Genomic DNA, 24,638 nt, shown 5'->3' on the forward strand with positions numbered 1-24,638 from the left:
AACCGTCCGCCCGCAGTGATCCACTGGCAGCGCGTCCGAACGCCGACCGGCAGCCCTCGACACAGGAGTCCGCATGAGCAGCAGCCCCACCGCATACGCCGACATCCCCACCACCACGCTCGCCGACCTCCTGGGCCGCGACCAGGTCATGGACCTCGGCGTCCGCCCGTTGTGGCCGTCGATGCCCCGTGTAGCCGGCCCGGCGTTCACGGTGCAGTGTCCGCCCGGAGACAACCTCATGCTGCACGCGGCGATCCACCGGGCGGCGCCGGGCTCGGTCATCGTCGTGGAGTCCGGTGACCTGGACTACGCGCTCGCGGGCGGCAACGTCTGCGCCGTCGCGCAGCGCCGCGGTGTCGTCGCGTTCGTCGCCGACGGAGTGATCCGGGACATCGGCGAGGTGCGCGAGTCGGGCTTCCCCGTCCACGCTCGCGGTGTCGTTCCCTATCCCGGCACGAAGAAGGCCGTGCGGCCGCTCGACGAGCCGGTGCGCTGCGCCGGTGTACGGGTCGAGGCCGGCGACGTGGTGGTCGCCGACGAGGACGGAGTCGTCGTCGTACCCGCCGCCCGCCAGGAGGAGGTGCTGCGCGCCGCGGAGGCGAAGCTGGCCCGGGAGGCGGACCAGACCCTCGACGCCTGGGAGGAGGCGCACCGCACACGTATCGACGCGATCCTCGCCGAGTCCGGCTTCGAGGGCTGAGCCGACGGTGGAGCGAGCGGGATCGGCCCCTTCGCGGCGACGTGTTCCACGCGCCCGTACCCGTCCGCGCTCGGCACGCACTCGCACTCGTCCGCGCTCGGCACGCACTCGCACTCGCCCCGTACGGAACGCCCCCGCACCCGCCCCTGTACGGAACGGCCCCCGCACCCGTCCCCGTACGGAGCGACGGGAGCCGACAGGGCCTCGCCGGCCGCCCGTTCGGCGGACAGGACGGGGTCTTCACTCCAAGGAACCAGCTGACGGGGGGTGACCAGGGCGGGCATCGGGGCGGACGAGCCGCGGAGCGGGCGCCAGGGCATATGCGGACCGGTACTTGACGCGCACACGGGTTCTGCTCGATGCAGGCGGCCGAAGCAGTGGCGCACCATGCGCCGCGGCCGTTGTATCGATGGAGGTCTCCCTCGTGCGTTCGCTGAAGATAGCCACCGGCACCGTCCTTGCCAGCGCCGCCATGGTGTTCGCCGTACCCGTCACCGCGCACGCGGCCCCCGCCGGCTGTGAGGCGGCGCAGTCCCAGGCCATCGAGGCCCAGGACGACTACGAGGCCGCCAAGAAGCAGTACGAGGGCGGCGACACGTCCCTCAAGGAGCAGGTCGCCGAGGCGGAGCAGAACGCCAACTCGCTCGCCTCCGAGGCCCAGCGCCTCTGCGGGGACACGGTCATGGACCCCTCGGCCCCCGCATCCCCGACGACCCCGCCCACCGACTCGCCGTCCGCTCCCGCCACGCAGAAGCCGAGCGGTGCGATGCACGCCGGTTCCGGCTCGACCAGCAGTGACCCGAGCAGCGTGCCGGCTCTCGCCGCCGCGGGCGGGCTCGCCGTGGTGGCCGGTGCGGGCTTCGCGCTCCGCCGCCGCAGTGGCGGCCAGCACCGCTGACGTCAGGGAGTCGATCGACGGTGTGCCGCGGGCCGTGAGGCCGTACCGGCACACCGTCGTTCTCCGGTCCACGGGTCGAGATCCGGGACCAGGGCGGTGACGCGAGGGAGCCACGTGCATACGACAGAGCAGCCCCGGGCCGGATCCGGCCGGAAGCGGATCGGCCGGTTCTGGGAGGTCTTTCTGCTCACGGCCGCGTTGGTGGTGGCCGTCATGACCTTCGAGCCGACTCCGTCCGGGCCGCCGCAGCCCGCCGCCGGCCACAGCGCGGACGGCACGGCGGACACCGCGGACCAGCCGGCCGCCCCGCCCCTGCCGGCATCCGACCCGCTGCGGGTCAGCATCCCCGAACTGCGCGTCGACGCCCCGCTGACGGACCTCGCCCTGGAGGACGACAGCCGCCTCGCGGCTCCTCCGGAGACCGATGCCGGACTCGCGGGCTGGTGGGCCGACGGCCCCACACCCGGCACCCGGGGCACCGCCATCATCGCCGGCCACGTGGACGTCCCCACCGGCCCCGCCGTCTTCTACGACCTCGGCGCGCTCGACCCCGGCGCGACGGTCCGCGTCGGCCGAGAGGACGGCAGCACGGCCCACTTCACCGTGGACGACGTCGAGGTGTACGACGCCGACGACTTCCCCGACGACAAGGTCTACGCGGACACCGGCCGGCCCGAGCTCCGTGTCATCACCTGCGGCGGCGGCTTCGACGAGCAACTCGGCCAGTACCGGGGCAATGTCGTCGTCACCGCACATCTCACCGACGAGTGACGAGGACGACACCGCGGTGTCCGCTGGTCGGCGCACCGGTGTGTCCCGCGTCTCCTTTCCGGATCTGGGTCGCGAAGCGCAGCGAACACCGCATAGGGTCGCGGATCGGCCCCACGGGGCCGAACCGAAACGTCACCCGAGTAAGGAGCCGCTGGTCATGTCGACCGCCGCAGCTCAGTCGCCCATCTACGACACCCTTGTCGAGGAGCACGGCGACGTCCTCGCCACGGCCCGCCAGGCCGCCGAGGAGATCCAGCAGCAAGCCGACGACGTCCTGCACTTCGGCCGTCCCGTCACCGCAGCACCGGCCGCCCCGGCCCAGGACCACGCCTCGTAGCCGCCCCTCGGGGAGCCGCGGGGCACCGGCCGGGTGATCCTGGAAGCGCACGCTGCACCGCGCCTGCGCCCGGAGATGCCGATGGACCCCGTGGAAGCCCTGGAACGGATCGCGTTCCTGCTCGAACGCGGCAGCGCCCCCACCTACCGGGTACGGGCGTTCCGCACCGCGGCCGCCGTGGTGGCCGCACTGGCCGAGGGCGAGGCCGTACGTCGCGTCGCCGAAGGTTCCCTCGAGTCGCTCCAGGGAGTCGGCCCCAAGACCGCCACCGTCGTCCGTGAGGCGCTGGACGGCACCGTTCCCGGGTACCTGGAGCGGCTGATGCGCGAGTCGGACGCGCCGCTCGCCGAGGGCGGAACCGCACTACGGGCGGCCCTGCGAGGCGACTGCCATCTCCACTCGGACTGGTCCGACGGCGGTAGCCCCATCGAGTCGATGGGCCGGGCCGCGCAGGCGATCGGGCACGAGTGGGCCGTACTCACCGATCACTCGCCACGGCTGACCGTGGCCCGCGGGCTGTCCCCGGAGCGGCTGCGCGAACAGCTCGCGGTGGTGGCCGCACTGAACGAGCGGTGGAAACCGTTCCGGCTCCTCACGGGCATCGAATGCGACATCCTCGACGACGGGTCCCTCGACCAGGAGCCCGAACTCCTCGACCAACTCGACGTGGTGGTCGTCTCGGTGCACTCCAAGCTGCGCATGGACGCCGCGGCGATGACCAGGCGTCTGGTCGCCGCCGTCAGTGATCCGCGCTCGGACGTGCTCGGGCACTGCACCGGCCGGCTCGTCGCCGGTCGGGGGAGGCCGGAGTCGCAGTTCGACGCGGATGAGGTGTTCGGCGCCTGCGCGGCGGCGGGCACCGCGGTGGAGATCAACTGCCGTCCCGAGCGGCTCGACCCTCCGCGCCGGCTGCTGCGCCGGGCCGTGGACGCCGGAGTCCTGTTCTCCGTCGACACCGACGCCCATGCGCCGGGTCAGCTGGACTGGCAGGTGATCGGATGCGCTCGCGCCGAGGAGTGCGGCGTGAGCGCCGACCGGGTCGTGACGACCTGGACGGCGGATCAGGTGGTGGCCTGGACACGGGACCGTCGCGCCGGGGTCGCCGCCTGACGACACGGGCTAGCCGGGAGCACCGGTCGACCGGAGGGCCTCCAGGACCCGGTCGGGCGTGAGAGGCAGTTCCCGCAGCCGGGCCCCGGTCGCGTGATACACCGCGTTCCCCACGGCCGCGGCCGTCCCCACGATGCCGATCTCGCCGATCCCCTTGCTGCCCATCGGGTTGAGATGGGGATCGTCCTCGTCGATCCAGTGCGCCTCGATGTCCGGTACGTCCGCGTGCGCGGGCACGTGGTAGCCGGCCAGGTCGGCCTCGGTGAAGTCGCCGAACGCGGCGTCCATGGTGCTGCCCTCGGTCAGGGCCATCCCCAGCCCCATGGTCAGGGCGCCGATGAACTGCGAGCGTGCCGTACGGGAGTTCAGGATGTGTCCGGCGGCGAAGACACCGAGCAGCCGCCGCACCCGGACCTCGCCGGACACGGTGTCCACACCGACTTCGGCGAAGTGGGCCCCGAAGGCGTGCCGTGCGTAGTCGCTCTCCGCGTCGGCGCTGCCCGCGGTGTCCGCGGTGGCGCCGACCCCGTCCGGCGGCAGCTGCTGGCCCTGCTGTCCCGCCAGGCGTGCGGCCAGTCGGGCGCAGGCCTCGTGCACGGCCCAGCCCCACGAAGCGGTCCCCGACGAGCCACCCGCCAGGGACGCCTTCGGCAGGTCGCTGTTGCCGATCTCGGTCGTCACCCGGTCCAGCGGCACACCGAGCGCATCGGCCGCCACCTGCGCCAGGACGGTGCGGGCCCCCGTGCCGATGTCGGTGGCGTTGATCCGCACCACGAAGCTGCCGTCCGGGTGGGCGTGCGCGCTCGCCCGTGACGGTGCGATGACGACGGGGTACGTCGCGGAGGCCATCCCGCTGCCCACCAGGACGGGCCCCTCGGTACGCGAACGGGGCCGCGGGTCGCGCTCGGACCAGCCGAAGCGTTCCGCCCCCTCGCGCAGGCACTCGGCGAGGTGGCGGCTGCTGAAGGGGAGCGACCTGTCGGGTTCGGTGTCCGTGTCGTTGCGCAGCCGCAGTTCGACGGGGTCGACACCGAGGGACACGGCGAGTTCGTCCATCGCCGACTCCAGGGCGTACATGCCGGGTGCTTCGCCCGGGGCACGCATCCAGGACGGGCTCGGCACGTCGAGCGGAACGACGTGGTGGGTGGTGCGGCCGTGCGGCGATGCGTACATGACGCGGGTCGCGGCTGCCGCGGTCTCGACGAACTCCTTGATCTGCGAGGTGTGCGCGGTCACTTCGTGAATCACGGAAGTCAGCGTGCCGTCCTTCTCGGCGCCGAGCCTCAACCGGTGCAGAGTCGGTGACCTGTGTCCCACGACCGCCGCCAACTGCCTTCTGGGCAGCACGAGTTTGACCGGCCGTCCGGTCGCCCGTGCGGCCATGGAGGCGAGCACCACGTGCGGGCGGGGGGTGCCCTTGGCCCCGAAGCCGCCGCCGACGTGCTCGGAGACGACGGTGACCCGGTCCTTGTCGACCTCGAAGAGCCTGGCGAGTACGTCCTGGACGGTACTGGCGCCCTGGCTCGAGTCGTGCACCGTCAGACGGCCGTCCTGCCACCGGGCGGTGGCCGCGTGAGGCTCCATGGGGTGGTTGTGCAGGGGCGGCACCCGGTAGCAGACGTCGACACCGGCGGGCGAGGAGCCGAAGGCGCCCTCGGCGTCGCCGCGCGTGTGCTCCCCCGAGGTCCCGTCCGAGTCCTCGGGGATGTAGGCCTCGGGGTGATCGGCCCGCAGGGTGACGTCGTGCGGCTCCTCGGCGTACGTGATCCGGACCGCCGCGGCGCCTTCGCGGGCAGCCTCCAGGGTGTCGGCGACGACGAGCGCGACGTACCAACCCCGGTGCGGGACACGGCCGTTCTGCAGTACGCCGAGCGTCGGGTCGGACGGCTCGGCCAGCTGCGGCGCGTTCAGGTGGGAGAGCACGGTGACGACGCCCGGCACCGCACGGGCCGCCCGGTCGTCGACGGCGGTCACCTCGCCGCGCGCCACGGTGGCGGGGACCGGCCAGGCGTAGGCGCAGTCGTCGGGGGTGTGCTCGGCGGCGTAGCGGGCGGCACCGGTGACCTTGTCCGGGCCCTCCCTGCGTGCGACCGGTGACCCGAGTGCGCTGACGGTGTCCGGCATGGGTGCTCCCTGGGTGCGGGGCGGAACGGATCGGGGTGGACGCGGTGCGGATCAGGTGGATGCCGGGCGGCTCAGGGCCGGGCCGGCGACGGGGCGAGACGGCGCAGGACGTCGCACGCGAGATTGCGGGCGAGCGGCACCTTGAAGGCGTTGTCCCGCAGCGGCTCGGCCGCCGAGAGTTCGGCGTCGACAGCGGCCAGGAACGCCCGATCGGTCGCCGGACCGCCGAGCAGCGCCTCCTCGGCCCGCAGTGCGCGCCACGGCCGCGGCGCCAGACCGCCGAACGCGATCCGCACGTGGCGTACGACGGAATCGTCGACGTCGAGGACGACGGCCACCGAGGCGAGCGCGAACGCGTACGAGGCACGGTCGCGGGCCTTGCGGTAGGCGGACGGCATACGTGCCGGGGTGGGCGGGACGGTCACGGCGGTGAGGAGTTCACCGGGAGCGACCTCGGTCTCCCGGTCCGGCCGGTCACCGGGCAGCCGGTGGAACTCCGCGACCGGCACGGTGCGCGGGCCGCCCGCGGTGTGCAACTCCACACCGGCGTCGAGCGCCGCGAGGGCCACCGCCATGTCGGACGGATGCGTGGCGATGCACTCGGGCGAGTGGCCGAGGACCGCGTGGTCGCGGTGGACGCCGTCACGCGCCCCGCAACCGGTGCCCGGCTCCCGCTTGTTGCAGGGCTTGCTCACATCCTGGAAGTACGGGCAGCGGGTGCGCTGGAGCAGATTGCCGCCCGTGGTGGCCATGTTGCGGAGCTGTCCCGAGGCGCCGGAGAGCAGCGCCTGCGCCAGCGCGGGATACCGGTCCCGTACCAGCGGATGGGCGGCCAGGTCGCTGTTGCGGACCGTCGCGCCGACGCGGATCGTGCCGTCGGCGAGTTCGTCCACGGTGTCCAGGGGGAGTGCGCTGACGTCGATCAGCGTCTCCGGCCGCTCCACACCGAGCTTCATCAGGTCGACGAGGTTCGTGCCGCCGCCCAGATACCGGGCGCCTGCCCGGCCGCCGTGGGCCGCGGTGGCCTCCTCGACGCTGTGCGCGCGTACGTATCGGAAGGCCTTCATCGCGCCACGTCCTCGACGGCCTCGACGATATGCGGATACGCGCCGCAGCGGCAGAGGTTGCCGCTGAGCCGTTCCCGGATCTCGTCCCTGGTCAGCGCCACCGGCGCACCTGTGGCGGCGGCCTGCTCCGTCACATGCGAGGCGTGGCCCGCCGCGGCCTCGGCGATCGCCCCGACGGCGGAGCAGATCTGGCCCGGTGTGCAGTATCCGCACTGGTAGGAGTCGCGATCGAGGAAGGCCTCCTGCAGCGGATGCAGTCCTTCGCCGTCCACGGACCCCAGCCCCTCGACCGTGGTGATGTCGCAGTCCTCCAGGGCCACGGCCAGGAGCAGACAGCTGTTCGCGCGTCGCCCGTCGACCAGCACGGTGCAGGCGCCGCACTGCCCGTGATCGCAGCCCTTCTTGGCGCCGGTGAGGCCGATCTGCTCGCGCAGTACGTCCAGGAGGGTCGAACGGTGGTCGACGGTGAGGCCTCGCGGCGTGCCGTTCACCGTCAGGCGCACTTCCGAGTGGAACGCGGTTGCCATGGTGCTCTGCTCCCTCGTCGAAGCGTGGCCACTGCGGTGACCGCGTATCCAGCCTGAGTCAGAACACACCGTTCGGCACGCCGGGAGCGGTCGTACGTGAGGTGATCCGGCTGGTGCACGGATGGCGGGTCGATATCAGGGCACTCGGAGTGTGCACGACAGAAGTCCCGTGTCCGTCGAACGCGCAGGACGGGCCGGGGCCTCGACCGCACGCTCCACACAGCGGCGGGGAGGAGGGCGGATGCGGGCCGCACGACAGGGCCCGTATCCGCCGAAGACACCTGAAGAACGGAATCGACATGATTGTCCTCGGCATCATTCTGCTGGTGATCGGCCTGCTGGCCGGTATCGGCCTCCTGACCACCATCGGCGGCGTGCTCGTACTGATCGGCGCGGTCCTGTGGATCCTCGGTGCGACCGGCCGGATGGTCGGCGGCCGCAAGCACTACTTCTGAGTCGCGCGGCCGCGACTCCCACTGCCGAGTGGCGTGCGGGCCCGGCGAGCAGGCGATGGCGGGCCACCGCGATCGCCTGCTCGCCGCGCCTGCGCACCTTCGCGTCTCCCGCGCACCGTGAACTCGTAGCATCAGCGCTCATGACCGACCGCTATCCCCCGACGATCCCCTACGACAGCGGCCACCTCGACACCGGTGACGGAAACCGCGTCTACTACGAGCAGCTGGGCAACCCCGCGGGCAAACCGGCGCTGCAGGTCCACGGCGGCCCCGGTTCGGGCGCATCCCGCCGGCCGACGCAGGCCTGGGACCCCGAGAGCTACCGGGTGATCCGCTTCGACCAGCGCAACTGCGGCCGCAGCACCCCGCATGCCAGTGACCCGACCGCCGACATGCGTCTGAACACCACGCAGCATCTGATCGACGACATGGAGCGCCTGCGTGAACACCTCGGTGTCGAGAGGTGGTTGCTCAACGGCGGCTCCTGGGGCTCCACCCTGGTCCTGGCCTATGCGCAACAACACCCGCAGCGGGTGAGCGAGATGGTCATCCCGGCGGTGACGACGACGAGCCCGGGGGAGATCGACTGGCTCTATCGGGGCGCGGGCCGGTTCCATCCCGAAGCGTGGGACCGGTTCCGTGATGCCGTGCCCGAACACGACCGGGCAGAGGGCCTGTTGGCCGCCTACTCCCGGCTCATGGAGAACCCCGACCGGAAGGTCAGGCTGAACGCCGCCACCAACTGGCTCGCCTGGGAGGACGCCGTCGTCTCGGGCGAGCCCAACGGCATTCCCGGCATGTACAGCGACCGCGACGTCGATGCGCGGATCGCCCTGGTACGCATCTGCTCCCACTACTTCAGCAGCAACGCCTGGCTGGCGCACGACCAACTCCTGCACCACGCACACGAGTTGGCGGGAATCCCGGCGGTGCTCGTGCACGGGCGCCACGACATGGGCAGCCCGGTACACACAGCCTGGAAGCTGGCGAAGGCCTGGCCCGGCGCCCGCCTCCACATCATCGAGGACTCCGGCCACGCCGGAAGCGAGGCCATGCAACGGACGACCCGGGCGGCGATCGAGGCCTTCAAGAACCGCTGACGGCGCCCGGCTCGGGCCGCTTCACAGCGCCCCGAGGATCTCGGGCAGCGTGCTGCGCGGCTCGATGCACTCGAGCATCAGCACGCGAGCGGGTACGGACGAAGCGGCGTAGGCGGCGAGCCGGTGGTGGCCGTCGAGCACGATGCCGAGGAGGAAGCGTTCCTCCCACTGCGCCTCGACGAAGCGGTCCTCGGACCAGGCGAGCAGGAGAGCGGTGGGGCGCTCGTCGCGGGCGATGGCCGAGGCGTGCCGGGCGACCGTCGCAGGGTCGAGGGCGTCCAGGGGCTGTGCGGGCAGGATGCTGCCGTACGTCGGAGGGTCAGTGGCCAGTGGCAGCGGCGTCTGGAAGTGCTCGGTGCCGGGCCAGCTCGGTGCGTCGCCGCTGTGCGGCGGATCGTCGCGGGCTGCTACGCGCCGCAGCCACCAGGAGCGTTCCGGCCGCGTGACGTGTTCCAGCGGCAGGTCCACGAGGTGGGCGCGGTAACTGCCGGATTCCAGCTCGTGGATGAGCGGTTCGAGCGCCCGTACGGTACCGGCCGTCAGGGTGTGGAGGTCGGCGAGGGTCTCGCGTACGTCCGCGGCGTCGGTCCTCGCTCCGGCGGGCGGGAAGCCGAGCAGGCCCAGGGTCGTCTCGCAGGTGTCGCAGTCGGAGCCGACGCGGTAGAGCGGGTGCGGGCCGACGTGCAGGGTCTTGCCCCAGCGCGGCCACGACGAACCCGGCTCCGGCGGATCGTAGTCGACGCGAACCCGGCCACGGCCTGCGTCGAGGGTGAACCGCAGGCCGCGCGGTGAATCGGCCGCGAGGTCGCGCACCGCGGGGACCGGTGGTCGGCCGAGATCGAGCGTCGGCCAGATGCGGCGTACTCGGCGGGAGTACTCCTGCTGCGTGGCCCACTCGGGGACCAGCGGGTCATGGCCGGTGAGGCGGACGAGCGCGCGGTGCACGTCGCCGGCCGGCAGGTCGTGGTCGTCGGCGAGCCAGTCGAGCAGGTGCGGCACTGCGGCCGGGTCGTCCATCTCCACGAGCGCGACCGTCAGAGCGACATGGGTGAGACCGCTGACTCCCGGCAGCCGGCGGGCGATCGGCACCGTCCACTCCCGGGCGCGCAGGCGCGCGAGTGCCAGCGCCGCCGGACGGCACAGCACGTCGTCGGCCAGCAGCGCACCGAGCAGCGCCGCCCGGCCGGGGTCGCCGGACAGCCCGAGGGCATCGACGACCGGCTTCGTGTGCCCGAGTCGCCCGAGCAGTACGTCGAGCGTCGGCGCGGGGATCCGGAGGCGGCGCCGCACCGCCAGGTACACCAAGTCCTGCGTCCCGACGTGGGAGAGCAGGCCGAGCAGGGCCCGGTCGCCGTCTTCGCCGAGCAGCCCGAGCAGGTGGCCGAGCTTCAAGCGCTCGTCGTCGTCGGCCCGTTCGTAGCGTGCAGCCGTACGGGCTGCCAGATCCGCGGGGCCGGCGGGCGGGTCGGCCGCCAGGGCGTCGATCGCGGTCCAGGGGTCGTCGGCGGCCAGTGCGGCGTCGATGGGGAGGTCGGTCACGGGAGGGAGCCTACGGGCGGCCGAACGGCTACCCCGCCGATGGCTCCGGTAGCGGTCGGCCCGCGCTGCCCGGATCGGTGCGGCAGGTCGTCCGGACACGTGGCCCGCGAATGGTGTGACCGAGGTTGGGTATCGGCTCATCACGCGGCGCATCGGCGGAGGTCGGCGAGCCGGGGTTCGCCAACTCCGGTCGGGATGCGCCGAGTTGGCTGCCTGCAGGAGGCAGGTCCGCACCGGCGAAGACAGCCCGTACGGCCGTCCGGCGCAGCACCGCCCGACCCGCACGGCCGACCGCACGCACTTGTTCGCCCTGGAGGTTCCCGTGACAGCGAGAGCTGGTTCCGAGAGGCAGGCCGGAGACGGAGGCGCGAAGGGGACGGCCGACGTGTCACAGCGTGCCGCCCCGCTGCCGGGAGTGGTGCGGTTCGCGGTGATGCTGGCAGCTTTCGCCGGTATGGTCGCGTTCGGCGTGCTCCTGACCCGGTTGACCCTGGAACCGTCGGCCGCCTCACAAGCGCTGACCCACAGCAACTTCCGCCCGGGGGAGTCCATCCGGGACTACCTCGACCGGCCCGCCCTGCGGGACACCGTCAAGCAGCTCGGCGGCAATCTCGTACTCGGCGTGCCTTTCGGGCTGCTGCTGCCCGTGCTCGTGCCGCGGGCCCGGGGACTCCTGCGGGTCGTCCTGGTCACCTGCGTGGTGATGACGCTGGTGGAGCTGACGCAGGGATTCTGGGTCACGGGCCGTACGTTCGACATCGACGACGTCATCCTCAACACCAGTGGCGCCTTGATCGGATACGTCCTCCTCGGCCGACGCCTCGGCCGAGCCGTCCACCCGCGCCGCCACCACTGGTGGCACCGCTTCACCGGAGGGCCCGCGGCCTGACCCGGGTCACGGCGCCGGCCACCGCAGCCGGCGCCGGTAACGGCCGGCGAAGGGCCCGGTCACTCGACGACGAGCTCGACCGGGATGTTGCCGCGGGTCGCGTTGGAGTACGGGCAGACCTGGTGGGCCTGTTCGACCAGTTCTCGGCCCTGGGCCGCGTCGATCGCCGGCGGCAGTTCGACGCGCAGGGTGACCTTCAGGGCGAAGCCCTCGCCCTGCTTTCCGATGCCGACCTCCGCGGTCACCGCGGCCTCGCGGACGTCGGCCTTCGCCTCGCGGCCGACGGCGCCGAGTGCGCTGGCGAAACAGGCGGCGTACCCGGCGGCGAAGAGCTGCTCGGGGTTGGTGCCCTCGCCGTTGCCGCCCATCTCCGTGGGAATGCCGAGGTCGAGGTCGAGCTTGCCGTCGGAGCTGACCGCCCGTCCCTCGCGGCCGTGGGTGGCGGTGGCGACGGCGGTGTAGAGCGCGTCCATGGGAACTTCTCCTTGCTGAGGCGGTGACTGTCTCTCCCTGAAGTAGAGCATCCAATTTAATTGTGCGCAACTAAATGGTCTGCCGCTACGCTGGGGGCATGGCCTCCAGCTACGATTCCCTCCGCCTCGACCAGCACCTCTGCTTTTCTCTGCAGTCGGCCTCGCGCGCCTTCAGCGGCGTCTACCGCGTCCTCCTGAAGGACCTCGGGCTCACCTATCCGCAGTACCTGGTGATGCTGGTGCTGTGGGAGGAGGGCGAGGTGTCCGTCAAGCAGTTGGGCGAGCGCCTGCGCCTCGATTCCGGCACTCTTTCCCCGCTGGTCAAGCGGCTGGAGGCGGCCGGTCTCGTACGGCGTGAGCGCAGTGCCCGGGACGAGCGCTCCGTCCATGTCCGGCTCACCGACGAGGGCGTGGCCCTGCGTGAGCGCGCGGTGCTCGTCCCACGCCGGATCGCCGACGCGACGGGCTTCGACCTCGACGACGTCCGCGACCTGCGCGCTCGCCTCGACCGGCTCACCAGCGCGCTCGACGCAGCGGCGTCGGCCGAGTCGGCCGAACCCGCATAGGCCGCCCGCGCGAGGCGCACGGATCAGCGAGTGGCGCCGGCCGCCTGGTCGATGAGGTGGGCCACCGTGCCCGGCCGGGAGACGGTGACCGCGTGGGACGCCTTGACGCTGACGGCGTGAGCGCGTGCGCGGTCGGCCATGAACTCCTGTGCTGCGGCGGGGATGTTGCGGTCCTCGGTGGTGATCAGGGACCAGGAGGGGACGGATTTCCAGGCTGCGTCGGCGGCGCCCTCCTCGAGCGCGGCGCTCGCGACGGGCCGCTGGGCGGCCGCCATCTGCTGAGCGGTGGAGCGGGGTACGTCGGCCGCGAACTGCCGGTGGAACTTCTCCTGTTGGATGTACAGGTCGGTCACCTTCGAGCCGTCCGGCAGCGAGGTGGGTACCTCGTTGAGCGTCGAACTCAACGTGCTGCCGGGGTACTTCGCGGAGAGCTCGCCCGCGCTCTCGCCCTTGTCGGGCGTGAAGGCGGCGACGTAGACGAGTGCCCGGACGTTCTTGTTCCCGGCGGCCGCTTCGGTGATGACCGAACCGCCGTAGGAGTGCCCCGCCAGGACGACGGGGCCCTCGACGCTGTCGAGTACGCGGCGCAGGTAGGTGGCGTCGCTGGTGAGGCCGCGCAGCGGGTTGGCGGGCGCGATGACCGGATAGCCGTCCCGCTTCAGCCGCTCGATCACGCCGTTCCAGCTCGAGCCGTCGGCGAAGGCGCCGTGGACCAGGACCACGGTCGGCCTGGGGGTCTGGTCGCCTCGAGGCTTCGCCGACTCGGCGCGGTGGTCGGTGCCGGCGTCGGCCGTTCCGGCGACAGTCAGCGCCAGTGCCGCGGAGGCGGCGCCGAAGGCGGTCAGGGCGAGCGGTGAACGGCGAAGCGGCTTACGGTTCGATCCCTTTGACATGGCGAGCTCCGTGAATCGAGGTGTGCGTGCAATCGGCACTGTGCCGTCGTCGCCCCGGCGGGGCGCGCCCCCCTGTGAGTAAAAACATAGTGCGCAATTAAATGATGCGCAACTGATTCACCTCGGGGGTGTCGCGACATGTGGTGGCGGTTGCGCGCCGGAACCGCCGGGCGTGGGCACCTTCGGCTCGACGATCGTCGAGGGCACGGGAAATCCGTCTACGAGTGGGGAGAGCCCGGCTCCGGGACGATGCACCGTCCCGGAGCCGGGCTCTCCCCACTCGTACTCCTCGGTTGTCCTGCTCTGGCGCCCCGCTAACTCCTGGACGGCGGCTCCGGGCTCGATTCGCAGGCGAGGTGCAGCTCGGTGAGGCCGTACCGCGGGAGCCGGACGCGCAGCGTGCCGTCGGCGTCGGGTCGTGGTGTATCCGTTCGTGCTGCGTCGAGTGTCAACGGCCGGTAGCCATAAGGGAGTTGGATGGCGACCTCGTTCTCGTCGGCGCGGAGATTCGCGAGCCGCAGCGTGAGGCGGCCCTCTGCCGGGGCGGACACGCCGATCCGGCAGTCGGCCAGGGCGCCCAGGCCGGGCAGGGTGCCCTCGGCGGAGCGCGGGGGGCGGCCCTCGGGGAAGCGGTCGAGGAGGGTCGTCTCCTGGGCCAGGGCTCCGAGGCGGGCCTCCGCGCCGAATCGCGAGGCAGCCTCCGGCACGTGCCGTGCGACGGGCGCGAAGACGTAGCGGAAGCGTACGGGCCCGGGCTGGGCGGGCGCCGTGTTGCACGGCCAGAAGTTGTTCATGACGTAGGCGTACAGATGTCCGTTCGTCTCGCTGAACCGCGTCGGCCAGGTGCCGCGGACCAGGTCGGAGGAGGAGAAGAGGGAACTGTCGGGTGCGGACCAGATGACGCCCGGTCCGTCGGGGCCGGTGACGGTGACCGCGGAGGTTGCCGACAACCACTCGTTGGACGAGCCGGGGCCGTGGTCGGCGGCCGGTTCCACCCAGCCGAGCTGCCTGTCGTAGCGCACCGTCGGGTCGTGCACCAGGAACGGGAAGGCGATGGACGTCGACTCCATGTCGAGGACGGGCTGCTTCGTCAGCTCGACGGTCAGCTCGCAGGTCTCGGTGGAGTCCCGCAGGAGCAGTTCGAGGGTGATGCCGGTGGCTCCCGCACCGGTGCCCTCCCAGCGCAGCCGGATCCCGTCGGGTGTGCTGCGGGCGCCGAGCAGCCGCATCGCGGGCCGGTCCGCCACGAGAGGAGTGGGGGAGCCCTGGTGGTAGCGGGAGTCCAGCTGGCCGATCATCGTGCGGTCGTGGGGTGCGCTGTCCGCGGCGCCGGAGGCCGTGAGCCGCACCAGCTCACCGAGTGCGAACGGGGCGTCCCCGTCGAGGAGTTCCCTCCCCGACGGGCGGTGCCGCAGACCTGTCGGCAGCCCGTCCGAAGTCCGCAGGCGTACTTCCCACGCCTGGCTGGTCACCTGCCGGCCTGCGGCGACGGGCCGCACCGGCGTGCGTTCGTCCGCCGTCTCCCCGGCGGACACTGCGGCCGGCCCCTCCCCGGCGGGCACGGTTGCGGCGCCGGTGCTCAACGGCATGCACCGGTAGCCGAAGGCGGGCATCTCCTCGAGTACGAGGCGGGTGCGGAGCATCCCCGCACAGTCACTCAGCACCTCGAACGGGACGGGCCGGCCCTCGGCGTCCAGGGGAACGCTGCCCTCGAGCAGGTCGAGCTCCGCGGTCAGCGTCGCCGGCCAGGGGTGCGGGTTGTGGACCAGTACGCACGGCCCGTCCACGCCGAGTGATGCGGCGAGCTGGCTCAGTGCGCGCCGGCTCTCGTCGAGCGCGATCCGGGCGGCGTCGTCGATGGCCCGCCGCTTCCAGTGCAACTGGTCCCCGATCTGCGGGGCGTGGGGATGCGCGGTGGCACGCGCCCAGTTCCAGGTGTGCTCACCGCCGATGATCAGCCCGTCCCAGGCGCGGTCGAGCGCTTCCCGGTGCGGGCGGTACCGGTCGTCGAGGAGCTGTACGGAGGCGGCGAGTTGTTCGGCGGCGGGCAGCAGCACCTGGGCCTGCCGATAGGCGGCGGCGTCCACCGCGGAGGAAGCGGGGCCGTCCTCCCAGAAGCTGCCGCCCTCCGCCCGGTGCACCGGCAGCCTGTCCCGCAGTGGCTCGATCGCGTCCAAATAGTCGGCGAACGTGGAGACTTGGATCCGTGGGTAGGCGAAGACCCCGTTCCAGCGCTCCGCGAACCCGGTGTCCCCGTCGGCGAGGTCCTCGTTGTCCGCGTGGGTGCCTATCAGCGCGAGGTCGCAGGGCAGGTAGTCCGGCCGTTCGTAGCGCTCCGTATAACGCTCGAGGCCGTTCACCGCTCCCGCCACCGCCTGGGGGTCGGCCGCGATGAAGCGCAACTGCGAGTAGTGATCGGCGAAGTGGGCCAGCACCTCGCTCCCGTCGGGAGCCTGCCACCGTACCGGGGAGGCCAGATGGACCTCGTCGCTGTCGTCGGTGGCCGCCCGGTGGTGGTTGGACATCCCGACGAACGCGTCGACGCCTGCCGTGCGGAGCACGGAGGGCAGCGCGCTCGTCCAGGTCGGTACGTCGGTGATGTTGGCGTAGCGCGGCACGGCGCCCGGTGCGGGCGGGAGCGTGAGACCGAAGTCCAGGGCGCGGCGCAGCTCTTCGAGATGGGTGATCCCGGTCAGCAGGTTGCTGTGGAAGGTGTTGACGCCGATCAGGCCGGCGCCGATCGCCTCCCGCAGGCGTGCGCAGCGCCGAGGTGAGCGGGTCCTCAGATACTCCTGGACGATGTACGCCCCGTCGACGCTGAAGCGGAACGCGGAGTCGTGCTCCAGGCGCTCCAGCGCCTTGTCGATATTGCGGCAGTGCAACTCGACCGACTTGGCCTGGGTGTCGGTGAAGCCGAGGTCGAGGTGTACGTGGGGGATGAGGTGCAGGGTCCAACGGCGACTCGGCGCGAGGCCGGCGCGGTGCACCTCCGCACCGTCCGCGTGGACCGTGAAGTCGGCGGGGCTCGTGAAGCCGGGGGCGGGAAGTCGCCAGCGGACCATGCCGAAGTCTCGTCCGCCGGGGGAGTCCGGGACGGTGATGCTGCCGCCGGAGTGCTCCAGCGTCAGGCGGCTCGGCAAGGCGCCGCCGGCCGGCAGGTTCGCGGTCAGTTCGACCAGGGGAATCGGGTCCGGCTCGCCGTGCAGGTGCAGCGGTGTGGTCCGCAGCGCATAGGTGGGCACGCGGCGCATCGGGGTGGTGGCCCTCTCGATGCGGACCGTCGTCCAGCGCAGGTAGGAGCCGAACCATTTTCCGTACTGGGTGCGGGGGAGCGGCAGCTTCTCGCCGGGGTGGTGCGCCGCCTCCGGGGCGTCCGGCCGCGCGGCACCGGTCGCGGCCTCCTCGTCCAGGACGGTGGTGACGGTCAGTTCGTGGTCACCGGGAGAGAGCCACGCCGCGGGCAACTCCACGCGGAGCGTGCCGTGTCCGGACACCGGGCCCGGATCGCCCGTCCTGGTGCGGTCGTTCCGCTCCACGGGGAGGTGGTGGAGGGAGCGGTGCCTGCCGTCCAGGGTTATCTCGAGGTCGGGGCAGGGGCCGCGTTCCGCCGCGTACTCCAGGTGCAGGACGGTGTCCTCGGCGGCTTCGAGGCGGAAGGCGGCCACGATCCGGTGCGCGCGATGGCCGCCGTCGGCGTCGTGGATGCCGGGATGAACCGCGGGCCAGGGGCGCTCGGTGTCCACGACGAGAGTCGGGAGACCGTCCACGACCGGCCAGGGCTCGGAGCGGGGCGCGGGCGTCGCCTCCCACAGGAAAGGGTCGGTCGTCATGGTGGATACCTCCAGATGTCCGGGCATACCTGGGCGGGCGCGCGGCGAGAAGTGCCGGTGGCCGGTTCGGTGGGTTCGGCCTCGTGCCACTCAGCGGGGGACGGGGCGTCTCGGTCAAGGGGCGGCGCGTGCAGTACGACACCGGTGCGCTTCCGCGCGTGGTCCGTGCCGTACTCGGTGTGGTCGATGGGCAGGCAGAGGCAGCGATGTTAACGATACCAATCTGTTCCTGATTGGCTAGCCCTGAATCTCCGGACCGTCTCGGGCGCATGAACTGCACTGTTGAAGAAACTTCGATCTGTCGTGCTGTAACACTCTTGTGGGCCACGTGTGTTGTCGTTAACCTCCTCGCCAAGCACCGGCCCCTTCCCCGCAGCCACCCGGCACGGAGCACCGCATCGGCGTCTCGATTCCTGGGGCCGGGCCGGACAGATCGCTGGGGCCCGCAGGGCCCGGGCAGGACGTGACTTCGATCCGCCACACTCCGGCGAAAGGGCGGCAATGAGATCGTTCGACACCACACGCACGGGGTCAGCCCCGGCGTTCGACCGACGTCATTTCCTGGCCGCGGCCGGCGCGGGCGCGGCAGGGCTGGCGCTGACCGGCTGCGCCCGGGGCGACAGCACGGCTGTCGTGCCGGGCGCGGTGAGCATCAGCACCGACAACGGCAGCTGGGACGACGGCTACCGCAAGGCGGGTGAGGCGTTGAAGCCCCTCACCGGTTACGGACTCCGCCCGCTGTCCAACCCCGAAGCGATCTCGTACAAGCAGGTCACCCAGATGACCCTGCAGACCGACCGCGCCTCGGACATGATCAAGTGGGGTGCGGGCTATGAACTCAAGTCCCTTGCCCGCGGCGGTCAGTTGACCGACCTTTCGCGGCTGTGGCAGCGCTACGAGAACAAGGGCTGGGTCCGCGAAGGGCAGCGCGCCTCCATGTCGTACCGCGGCAAGGTCTATGGCGTACCGCTCTACGAATCCCACTACGTGGTGTTCTACAACAAGCGGCTCTTCGCCCGTCTCGAGCTCCGCCCGCCCAGCACCTGGGACGAGCTGACCCACTGCGCCGCCGTGCTCAAGCGCAACGGCGTCGTCCCCTTCGTGGCCACCCAGTTCGGGAGCTGGCCCGCCTACGAGTGGTTCCAGGAGCTCATCAGCAAGATCGATCCCGACTTCTACCGCGCGCTCATGGCGGGCCGGGCACGCTACACCGACGACGTGCCGCGCCGGGCCCTGGACATCTGGCAGGACTTCATCCGCAAGGGCTGGATGACCCCGCCCGACTACGACCAGACCAACGGCGCCCCCGGACTCAAGGCGGGCCGGATCGGCATGTTCCTGCACGGCACTTGGGCGGCGCAGGGCTTCACCGAGACCGGCATGCGCCCGGGCAAGGACTACGGAGCGTTCCTCATGCCGACCGTCACGAAATCGGCGCGGAAGTCGGTGATCACCGAGAGCGCCGTGCTGGCCGTCCCGAGCAGCGCCACCCGGCACAAGGCCGGCATGGCCAGCGTGGGCGCCTGGCTCGCCCCACCCGTCCAGCGTGTGTGGACCGACTTCCTCGGCGACGGCTCGGCCAACCCCGTCGTTCGGGCCGGTAACCCCGTCGTCGCCCAGGTCAAGGACACCCTCGCCCGAGAACGAGTGACGCGCCTGATCCGGTACGGCGAGGCCAGCCCGCCCAACCTCGTCCAGGGCAACACCCAGGACATCGCGAGCTTCATGACACAGCAGAGCTCACCCGACGAAACCCTGCGCAGCATGGACGAGCGGGCCATGGACGAGTGGGCCGCCTGGAAGCGGGACGAAGCATGAGTACATCCACCACCCGGCCCGCAGCCGGCACCGGTAGCCAGGGATCCGCCGCGCCCGTCGCCCGTACGCCGGGACGGCCGCCGGCTGCCCGCAGCGGCGCCGTGCACCGGGCGCCGCTGCGCGACCGGCTGGCGTCCGGCGGCTTTCTGGCACCGGCGGTGCTCCTCGTCGGCGCGCTGCTGCTCGCGCCCTTCGCCGCAACGGTCTACCGCAGCTTCTTCAACGACCACCGGAACTCCAGCTTCGCCGGCCTCGACAACTACGCGCTCTTCTTCACCAACGAGAACCTGGTGCGGTCGGTCGAGAACACGCTGATGTGGGTGGCGGGCACGGTGCTCCTGCCCTGTGCCCTCGGCCTCGCCATCGCCTGTATGACGGACGCGACCCGCTGGTCCCGATTCGCCCGCCTGTGCGTGGTCGCGCCGTACGCCCTGTCCGGTGCCGCCGTCGCGGTCGTATGGAACTTCGTCCTCACATCCGACGGTGCACTCAACCAACTGGTCGGTGCCCTGGGCCTCGACCCCCCGTCCCAGGGCTGGCTCCTGGAGTGGCCGGGCAACACCGTGGTGCTGATCCTCGCCAACACCTGGCAGGCGACCGGTGTCGCGGTCATCCTCTTCCTGGTCGGCCTCCAGAGCATCCCGGCGGAGACTCTCGAGGCCGCATCCCTCGATGGCGCGGGCCCCTGGCAGCGGTTCCGCCATGTCGTCCTGCCCCAACTCCGCCCGGTCTCCATCATCGTGATCGGCATGAGCCTGGCGAACGGCCTCAAATCGTTCGACCTGATCTGGGTGCTCACCCGAGGCGGGCCCGGCCGCCTGACCGAGACCCTGGCCGTCTCCATGTACCAGGAGACCTTCCTGTTGCAACACCAAGGAGCCGGCGCCGCGATCGCGGTGGTGCTCACCCTGATCGTTCTCGCGGCCTCCTGGCTGTACCTACGACGCCAGCTCGACGCGAAAGGCGACTGACCATGCTGAAGGCACGCGGCGGCCGTATCCTGCGCAACGCCACCCTGATCCTGCTCGCCCTGCTCTGGGCCGTCCCGACCTGGCTCGTGATCGTCAACGCCATGGCGCCGGCGGCCGACTACAACGGCACGCCGCACTGGTGGCCGCAGGGCTTCGACCTGTTCGACAACATGGGGCAGGCATGGAGCCGTGCCCGTCTCGGGCCCGCCATGGGAAACAGTCTCCTGTACGCGGTGACCAGCGCCCTGATCGCCATCCTGCTCGCGGTCATGGCCGCCTTCGCCGCGGTCGTCATGCCGGTGCGCCGCCGCACCCTGTGGTTCTGGATGATCTACTCCGGTGCGCTGCTCCCCCTGCAGGTGTTCCTTCGCCCGCTGTTCCTGTCCTACGCGGGCGTCGACCTGTACGACACCCAGTTCGGCCTGGTCCTCGTGTACGCGGCCATCGCCGTCCCCTTCGCCTTCTTCATCATGCGCAACTACGCCATGACCCTGCCGCGCGAAGTGGTCGAGGCCGCCCGCATCGACGGTGCGTCCTGGTGGCGGCTGTTCTGGCAGATCCATGTGCCGCTCTCGAAGTCGGCGATGGTCGCCGCCTTCGTCTTCCAGTTCGTCGCCGTATGGAACGACATGCTGTTCGGCATCACGCTCAGCACCAGCCGCAACATCCGGCCCGTCATGGCGGCGCTCGCCGAACTCCAGGGCCTGTACACCTCGGTGGGGCCGCCGGTGGTCCTCGGCGGCGCGATTCTCGTCTCGCTGCCCACCGTCGTCCTCTTCTTCTGCGCCCAGCGGTTCTTCGTCAACAGTCTCAAGCTGACCCGCTGACCCGCTGACCCGCTGACCACCCGGCTCCACCCACCCGCCCGTACGACCTCAAAGCGCCACCTGCGTAACGGAGTTGTCGACCCATGCATGACGACCGCGAACTGACCGAGGCCCGACTGCGCCGCGTCCTGGCGGAGCGCATCCGCCCCGCCCTCCTCCCGGCTTCGGTGCCTCTGCAGGTGGAGGCATGGGTCGCCGCCGGAGAACCGGTGCCGGTCGGCCAGGGACTGGCGGCGGCCCACGAACCGGTTGCCGTGGGCGATCGCTGGGGCGCGCCGTGGGACACCACCTGGTTCAAGGTCCACGGCGAAGTCCCGCGGGAGTGGGCGGGGTCGACCGTCGAAGCCGTACTCGACCTCGGCTTCGACGCGCGCAGGCCGGGCTTCCAGTGCGAGGCCCTCGTGTACACGGCCGACGGTACGCCGGTGAAGGGTCTCAACCCGCGTAACGCATGGGTCCGCGTGGGCTCACCGGTCGCCGGCGGCGAACGGGTCGAGTGGCACCTGGAAGCCGCCTCCAATCCCGAACTCCTGGACATGGACGGCTTCTCGCCGACCCGCCTGGGAGATCGGGACACCGCGGGGACCGAGCCCCAGTACCGTCTCGCCCGCATGGACCTCGCGGTCTTCGACACCGAGGTGTGGGAACTCACCCAAGACCTCGACGTCGTCGGTGAGTTGATGCACGAGCTGCCGCTCGACAGCGCCCGGCGCCGACAACTGGCCCGCTCCGTCTCGCGTGCCCTCGACGCTCTGGACCTCCAGGACGTCAACTCCACGGCGACCGCGGCCCGTGAAGCGCTGTCCGAGGCACTGGCGTCACCGGCGCACGCCTCCGCGCACCGCATCAGCGCGGTCGGGCACGCGCACATCGACTCCGCCTGGCTGTGGCCGCTGCGCGAGACGGTGCGCAAGGTCGCCCGTACCGCCTCCAACATGACCGCGCTCCTGGAGGACGAGCCGGACTTCGTCTTCGCGATGTCGCAGGCGCAGCAGTTCGCCTGGATCAAGGAGCACCGGCCGGAGGTGTACGCGAAGGTCAAGGCGGCTGTCGCCGAGGGCCGTTTCGTGCCGGCCGGCGGTATGTGGGTGGAGTCGGACACGAACATGCCGGGATCCGAGGCGATGGCGCGGCAGTTCGTGCACGGCAAGCGGTTCTTCCTCGACGAGTTCGGGATCGAGAACGAGGAGGTGTGGCTGCCCGACACCTTCGGATTCGCCGCCGGACTCCCGCAGATCATCAAGGCGGCCGGCTCCAAGTGGCTGCTCACCCAGAAGATCTCCTGGAGCCGCACCAACACCTTCCCGCACCACACCTTCCGCTGGGAGGGCATCGACGGCACGCGCGTGTTCACGCACTTCCCGCCCGTCGACACCTACAACTGCTCGATGCTGGGCAGCGAGATCGCCCACGCCGCCCGTACGTTCAAGGAGAAGGGTGCGGCCAACAGCTCGCTGGCGCCTACCGGTTGGGGCGACGGCGGCGGCGGCACCACGCGCGAGACGGTCGCCAGGGCCGCCCGGATGCGCAACCTGGAGGGCGCGGCGAGGGTCACCTGGCGGACCCCCACCGAGTTCTTCACCGAGGCCGAAGCGGAGTACCCGAACGCCCCGGTGTGGGTCGGGGAGCTGTACCTGGAACTGCACCGCGGCACCCTCACCAGCCAGGCCGGAACCAAGCGGGGCAACCGACGCAGCGAGCATCTGCTGCGTGAGGCCGAACTGTGGTCCGCCACCGCAGCCGTACGCAGCGGATTCCCCTACCCCTACGAGGCCTTGGACCGGCTCTGGAAGACGGTGCTGCTGCATCAGTTCCACGACATCCTGCCCGGCTCCTCCATCGCCTGGGTACACCGCGAGGCGGAGGAGACCTACGCTCGCGTGGCCCGGGAGCTGGAGGACATCATCGCGGGCGCACTGCGGGCCCTGACCGGGACGGTCGGGAACGCCGCAAGGGAACTGACCGCCAACTCCGCGCCTCACCACCGTTCAGGTGTGGCCCCGGGTGGGCTGGCGCCGGCCACCGTGGACGGCCCGCCCGTGACCGCGTCCCCACGCGAGGCCGGTGGCTTCGTCCTCGACAACGGACTCCTGCGGGTCCTGCTCGACGAGCGCGGCCTCGTCGTGTCCGTGCACGACAGCCAGTCGCACCGGGAGACACTGGCGCCGGGCGCGGTGGCCAACCTCCTGCAGATCCACCCTGACCTTCCCAATGCCTGGGACGCCTGGGACGTGGACGCGTTCTACCGCAACTCCGTCACCGATCTCGACACCGCCGACGACGTGCGGCTGGACAGCGCCGATGACGACGGTGCGACGGTACGTGTCACGCGCTCCTTCGGCGCCTCGCGCACCGTGCAGAGCGTGACCCTCGCTCGTGGCCGACGACGCCTGGACTTCGAGACCGAAGTGGACTGGCACGAGACGGAGAAGCTCCTCAAGGTCGCCTTCCCGCTCGACCTGCACGCCGACCGCTACGCCGCCGAGACCCAGTTCGGCCACCTGTACCGGCCGACACACACCAACACCACGTGGGACGCGGCCAAGTTCGAGGCCTGCGCGCACCGCTTCGTACATCTCGAGGAGCCCGGCTGGGGCGTCGCGCTCGTCAACGACTCGACGTACGGACACGACGTGAGCCGTACGGTCCGCGCGGCGGACGCCCAGGAAGCCCAGGGAGTCACCACGATCGTCCGCCTGTCGCTGCTCCGCGCGCCCCGCTACCCCGACCCCGAGACCGATCAGGGCACGCACCGCTTCGGCTACGCACTCGTGCCCGGGGCCACCGTGGGCGACGCGGTGCGCGAGGGGCACCGCATCAACCTCCCGGAGCGGGGCATCGCCGGAGAGGCGCCGGTGGCGCCGTTGGTCACCCTCGACAACGACGCGGTGGTCCTCAGCGCGCTCAAGCTCGCCGACGACGGCAGCGGCGACGTCGTGATCCGCGTCCACGAAGCACACGGCGGCCGGGCGCCTGTCACCCTGACCCCCGGGTTCCGATTCACCTCGGTGTCCCGGACCGACCTCCTCGAGCGCCCCGTCGACAACGGCCCCTCGCCCGAGTGCGAAGACGGCGCGATTCGCATCACCCTGCGCCCCTTCCAGATCCTCACCCTCCGCCTCACGAGGAACGACGCCTGAACTGCCGCGCCCGTGTCCACGGAGACCAGGGCTCGTCGTTCGGACCGGCTCGGACCCCGCGCCGGTCCGAACGACAAGCCCTAGCCTGGTCCGCATGCTGAGGATCGGATTCCCCGTCATCGGTGTCACGGACGTTCCCCGTGCGGTGGCCTTCTGGACAGGAGCCCTTGACCTGGTCGCCACCCAGGAGTGGCGGAGCGATACGTGGCGGACGCTCAACCACCGTGACAGTGGCGTCCGGGCGCTCGGACTGCTCCGCAGCGAGTCGCCGCCCCAAGGCCACCCGCGGATCCACCTGGACCTGTTCACCGATACGCAGGAGGAGCAGCAGGCGGAGGTCCAGCGGCTGATCGGTCTCGGTGCGCAGGCCGTCGACTGGGACAGTTACCCGCCCGACCCCGACTTCGTCGTGCTCGCCGACCCGGACGGCAACATCTTCTGCGTAGTCGATCTGAGCCACGCACCCAGTGGGAGCACCTCGCCCCGTCTCTGACACCGTCCCCGCGCCTTTTCGTATTCCGGTAGGCACGCGCAAGCGGCCATCACCTCGTCTGGCGAAGGACTTCCGGGGTACCCCTGCGTGACGGTGAGCTCCCGTGAGCT

21 protein-coding genes are annotated in these 24,638 nt (G+C 71.3%); 14 read left to right on the top strand and 7 right to left on the bottom strand.

Annotated elements, in window-relative coordinates; translation table 11 throughout:
* Positions 1-73 precede the first annotated feature (73 nt).
* The 5 genes from DSC45_RS31790 (at position 74) to DSC45_RS31810 (ending at position 3,816) form a co-directional block, all read left to right on the top strand.
* A complete protein-coding gene (locus DSC45_RS31790) occupies positions 74-700 on the top strand; it encodes an RraA family protein (protein ID WP_119295476.1) in 627 nt (208 codons plus the stop codon).
* Positions 701-1,124: 424 nt separating this feature from the next.
* Positions 1,125-1,598 (top strand): hypothetical protein, encoded by a 474-nt coding sequence (locus DSC45_RS31795; RefSeq protein ID WP_162929404.1) that lies wholly within the window; start codon positions 1,125-1,127, stop codon positions 1,596-1,598.
* A gap of 183 nt (positions 1,599-1,781) precedes the next feature.
* Positions 1,782-2,369 carry a class F sortase gene (locus DSC45_RS31800; protein ID WP_240434969.1) on the top strand — a complete coding sequence of 196 codons (588 nt, stop codon included), beginning with the start codon at positions 1,782-1,784 and terminating at the stop codon, positions 2,367-2,369.
* Between the two features lie 157 nt (positions 2,370-2,526).
* Positions 2,527-2,706 (top strand): hypothetical protein, encoded by a 180-nt coding sequence (locus DSC45_RS31805; RefSeq protein WP_119295478.1) that lies wholly within the window; start codon positions 2,527-2,529, stop codon positions 2,704-2,706.
* An 81-nt stretch (positions 2,707-2,787) separates the two neighbouring features.
* A complete protein-coding gene (locus DSC45_RS31810; RefSeq protein ID WP_119295535.1) occupies positions 2,788-3,816 on the top strand; it encodes a PHP domain-containing protein in 1,029 nt (342 codons plus the stop codon).
* A gap of 9 nt (positions 3,817-3,825) precedes the next feature.
* Here the strand turns inward: DSC45_RS31810 and DSC45_RS31815 are convergent, their stop codons facing one another.
* The 3 genes from DSC45_RS31815 to DSC45_RS31825 all read right to left on the bottom strand — a co-directional run bounded on the left by DSC45_RS31815 (position 3,826) and on the right by DSC45_RS31825 (position 7,534).
* Positions 3,826-5,940 (bottom strand): xanthine dehydrogenase family protein molybdopterin-binding subunit, encoded by a 2,115-nt coding sequence (locus tag DSC45_RS31815; RefSeq protein ID WP_119295479.1) that lies wholly within the window; start codon positions 5,938-5,940, stop codon positions 3,826-3,828.
* A gap of 71 nt (positions 5,941-6,011) precedes the next feature.
* Positions 6,012-7,007, bottom strand: coding sequence for an FAD binding domain-containing protein (locus DSC45_RS31820; RefSeq protein ID WP_119295480.1), 996 nt, complete (start codon positions 7,005-7,007; stop codon positions 6,012-6,014).
* The gene (locus DSC45_RS31825; RefSeq protein WP_119295481.1) at positions 7,004-7,534 is read right to left on the bottom strand and encodes a 2Fe-2S iron-sulfur cluster-binding protein; all 531 of its coding nucleotides are present in this window, start codon (positions 7,532-7,534) and stop codon (positions 7,004-7,006) included. The genes DSC45_RS31820 and DSC45_RS31825 overlap by 4 nt, the downstream gene beginning before the upstream one ends.
* Positions 7,535-7,833: 299 nt before the next feature.
* Here DSC45_RS31825 and DSC45_RS31830 point away from each other — a divergent pair, with 299 nt between their 5' ends.
* Together DSC45_RS31830 and pip are read left to right on the top strand one after the other, a co-directional pair.
* Positions 7,834-7,989 carry a hypothetical protein gene (locus DSC45_RS31830; RefSeq protein WP_119295482.1) on the top strand — a complete coding sequence of 52 codons (156 nt, stop codon included), beginning with the start codon at positions 7,834-7,836 and terminating at the stop codon, positions 7,987-7,989.
* Between the two features lie 140 nt (positions 7,990-8,129).
* Positions 8,130-9,089 (top strand): prolyl aminopeptidase, encoded by a 960-nt coding sequence (gene pip / locus DSC45_RS31835; RefSeq protein WP_119295483.1) that lies wholly within the window; start codon positions 8,130-8,132, stop codon positions 9,087-9,089.
* Positions 9,090-9,110: 21 nt separating this feature from the next.
* Here the strand turns inward: pip and DSC45_RS31840 are convergent, their stop codons facing one another.
* Positions 9,111-10,628, bottom strand: coding sequence for a hypothetical protein (locus tag DSC45_RS31840; RefSeq protein WP_119295484.1), 1,518 nt, complete (start codon positions 10,626-10,628; stop codon positions 9,111-9,113).
* 385 nt (positions 10,629-11,013) lie between these two features.
* Between DSC45_RS31840 and DSC45_RS31845 the strand changes: the two genes are divergently transcribed.
* Complete coding sequence (locus DSC45_RS31845; protein WP_240434962.1) at positions 11,014-11,517, top strand: VanZ family protein; 504 nt, start codon at positions 11,014-11,016, stop codon at positions 11,515-11,517.
* A gap of 59 nt (positions 11,518-11,576) precedes the next feature.
* On the opposite strand, the gene DSC45_RS31850 is transcribed toward DSC45_RS31845, so the two are convergent.
* A complete protein-coding gene (locus tag DSC45_RS31850) occupies positions 11,577-11,990 on the bottom strand; it encodes an organic hydroperoxide resistance protein (protein WP_119295485.1) in 414 nt (137 codons plus the stop codon).
* A gap of 98 nt (positions 11,991-12,088) precedes the next feature.
* Between DSC45_RS31850 and DSC45_RS31855 the strand changes: the two genes are divergently transcribed.
* On the top strand, positions 12,089-12,556 hold the full coding sequence (locus DSC45_RS31855) for a MarR family winged helix-turn-helix transcriptional regulator (RefSeq protein ID WP_119295486.1): 468 nt from the start codon (positions 12,089-12,091) through the stop codon (positions 12,554-12,556).
* A gap of 23 nt (positions 12,557-12,579) precedes the next feature.
* Here DSC45_RS31855 and DSC45_RS31860 read toward each other — a convergent pair whose 3' ends face one another.
* Positions 12,580-13,449 (bottom strand): alpha/beta fold hydrolase, encoded by an 870-nt coding sequence (locus DSC45_RS31860; RefSeq protein WP_119295487.1) that lies wholly within the window; start codon positions 13,447-13,449, stop codon positions 12,580-12,582.
* A 314-nt stretch (positions 13,450-13,763) separates the two neighbouring features.
* Positions 13,764-17,279, bottom strand: coding sequence for a glycoside hydrolase family 38 N-terminal domain-containing protein (locus DSC45_RS31865; protein WP_119295488.1), 3,516 nt, complete (start codon positions 17,277-17,279; stop codon positions 13,764-13,766).
* 501 nt (positions 17,280-17,780) lie between these two features.
* On the opposite strand from DSC45_RS31865, the gene DSC45_RS31870 reads away from it, so the two are divergent.
* The 5 genes from DSC45_RS31870 (at position 17,781) to DSC45_RS31890 (ending at position 24,528) form a co-directional block, all read left to right on the top strand.
* Positions 17,781-19,097, top strand: a complete 1,317-nt coding sequence (locus tag DSC45_RS31870) for an ABC transporter substrate-binding protein (RefSeq protein ID WP_119295489.1) — start codon at positions 17,781-17,783, stop codon at positions 19,095-19,097.
* Positions 19,094-20,068 carry a carbohydrate ABC transporter permease gene (locus tag DSC45_RS31875; protein WP_240434963.1) on the top strand — a complete coding sequence of 325 codons (975 nt, stop codon included), beginning with the start codon at positions 19,094-19,096 and terminating at the stop codon, positions 20,066-20,068. Before DSC45_RS31870 ends, DSC45_RS31875 begins: the two co-directional genes overlap by 4 nt.
* A 2-nt stretch (positions 20,069-20,070) precedes the next feature.
* Positions 20,071-20,895, top strand: coding sequence for a carbohydrate ABC transporter permease (locus DSC45_RS31880; RefSeq protein WP_119295490.1), 825 nt, complete (start codon positions 20,071-20,073; stop codon positions 20,893-20,895).
* 83 nt (positions 20,896-20,978) lie between these two features.
* Positions 20,979-24,035 carry an alpha-mannosidase gene (locus tag DSC45_RS31885; RefSeq protein ID WP_119295491.1) on the top strand — a complete coding sequence of 1,019 codons (3,057 nt, stop codon included), beginning with the start codon at positions 20,979-20,981 and terminating at the stop codon, positions 24,033-24,035.
* Between the two features lie 94 nt (positions 24,036-24,129).
* Entirely contained in the window at positions 24,130-24,528 is a 399-nt protein-coding gene (locus tag DSC45_RS31890) for a VOC family protein (RefSeq protein WP_119295492.1), read from the top strand.
* Positions 24,529-24,638 lie beyond the last annotated feature (110 nt).

It is taken from the genome of Streptomyces sp. YIM 130001 (assembly GCF_003574445.1).
Lineage (GTDB): Bacteria > Actinomycetota > Actinomycetes > Streptomycetales > Streptomycetaceae > Streptomyces.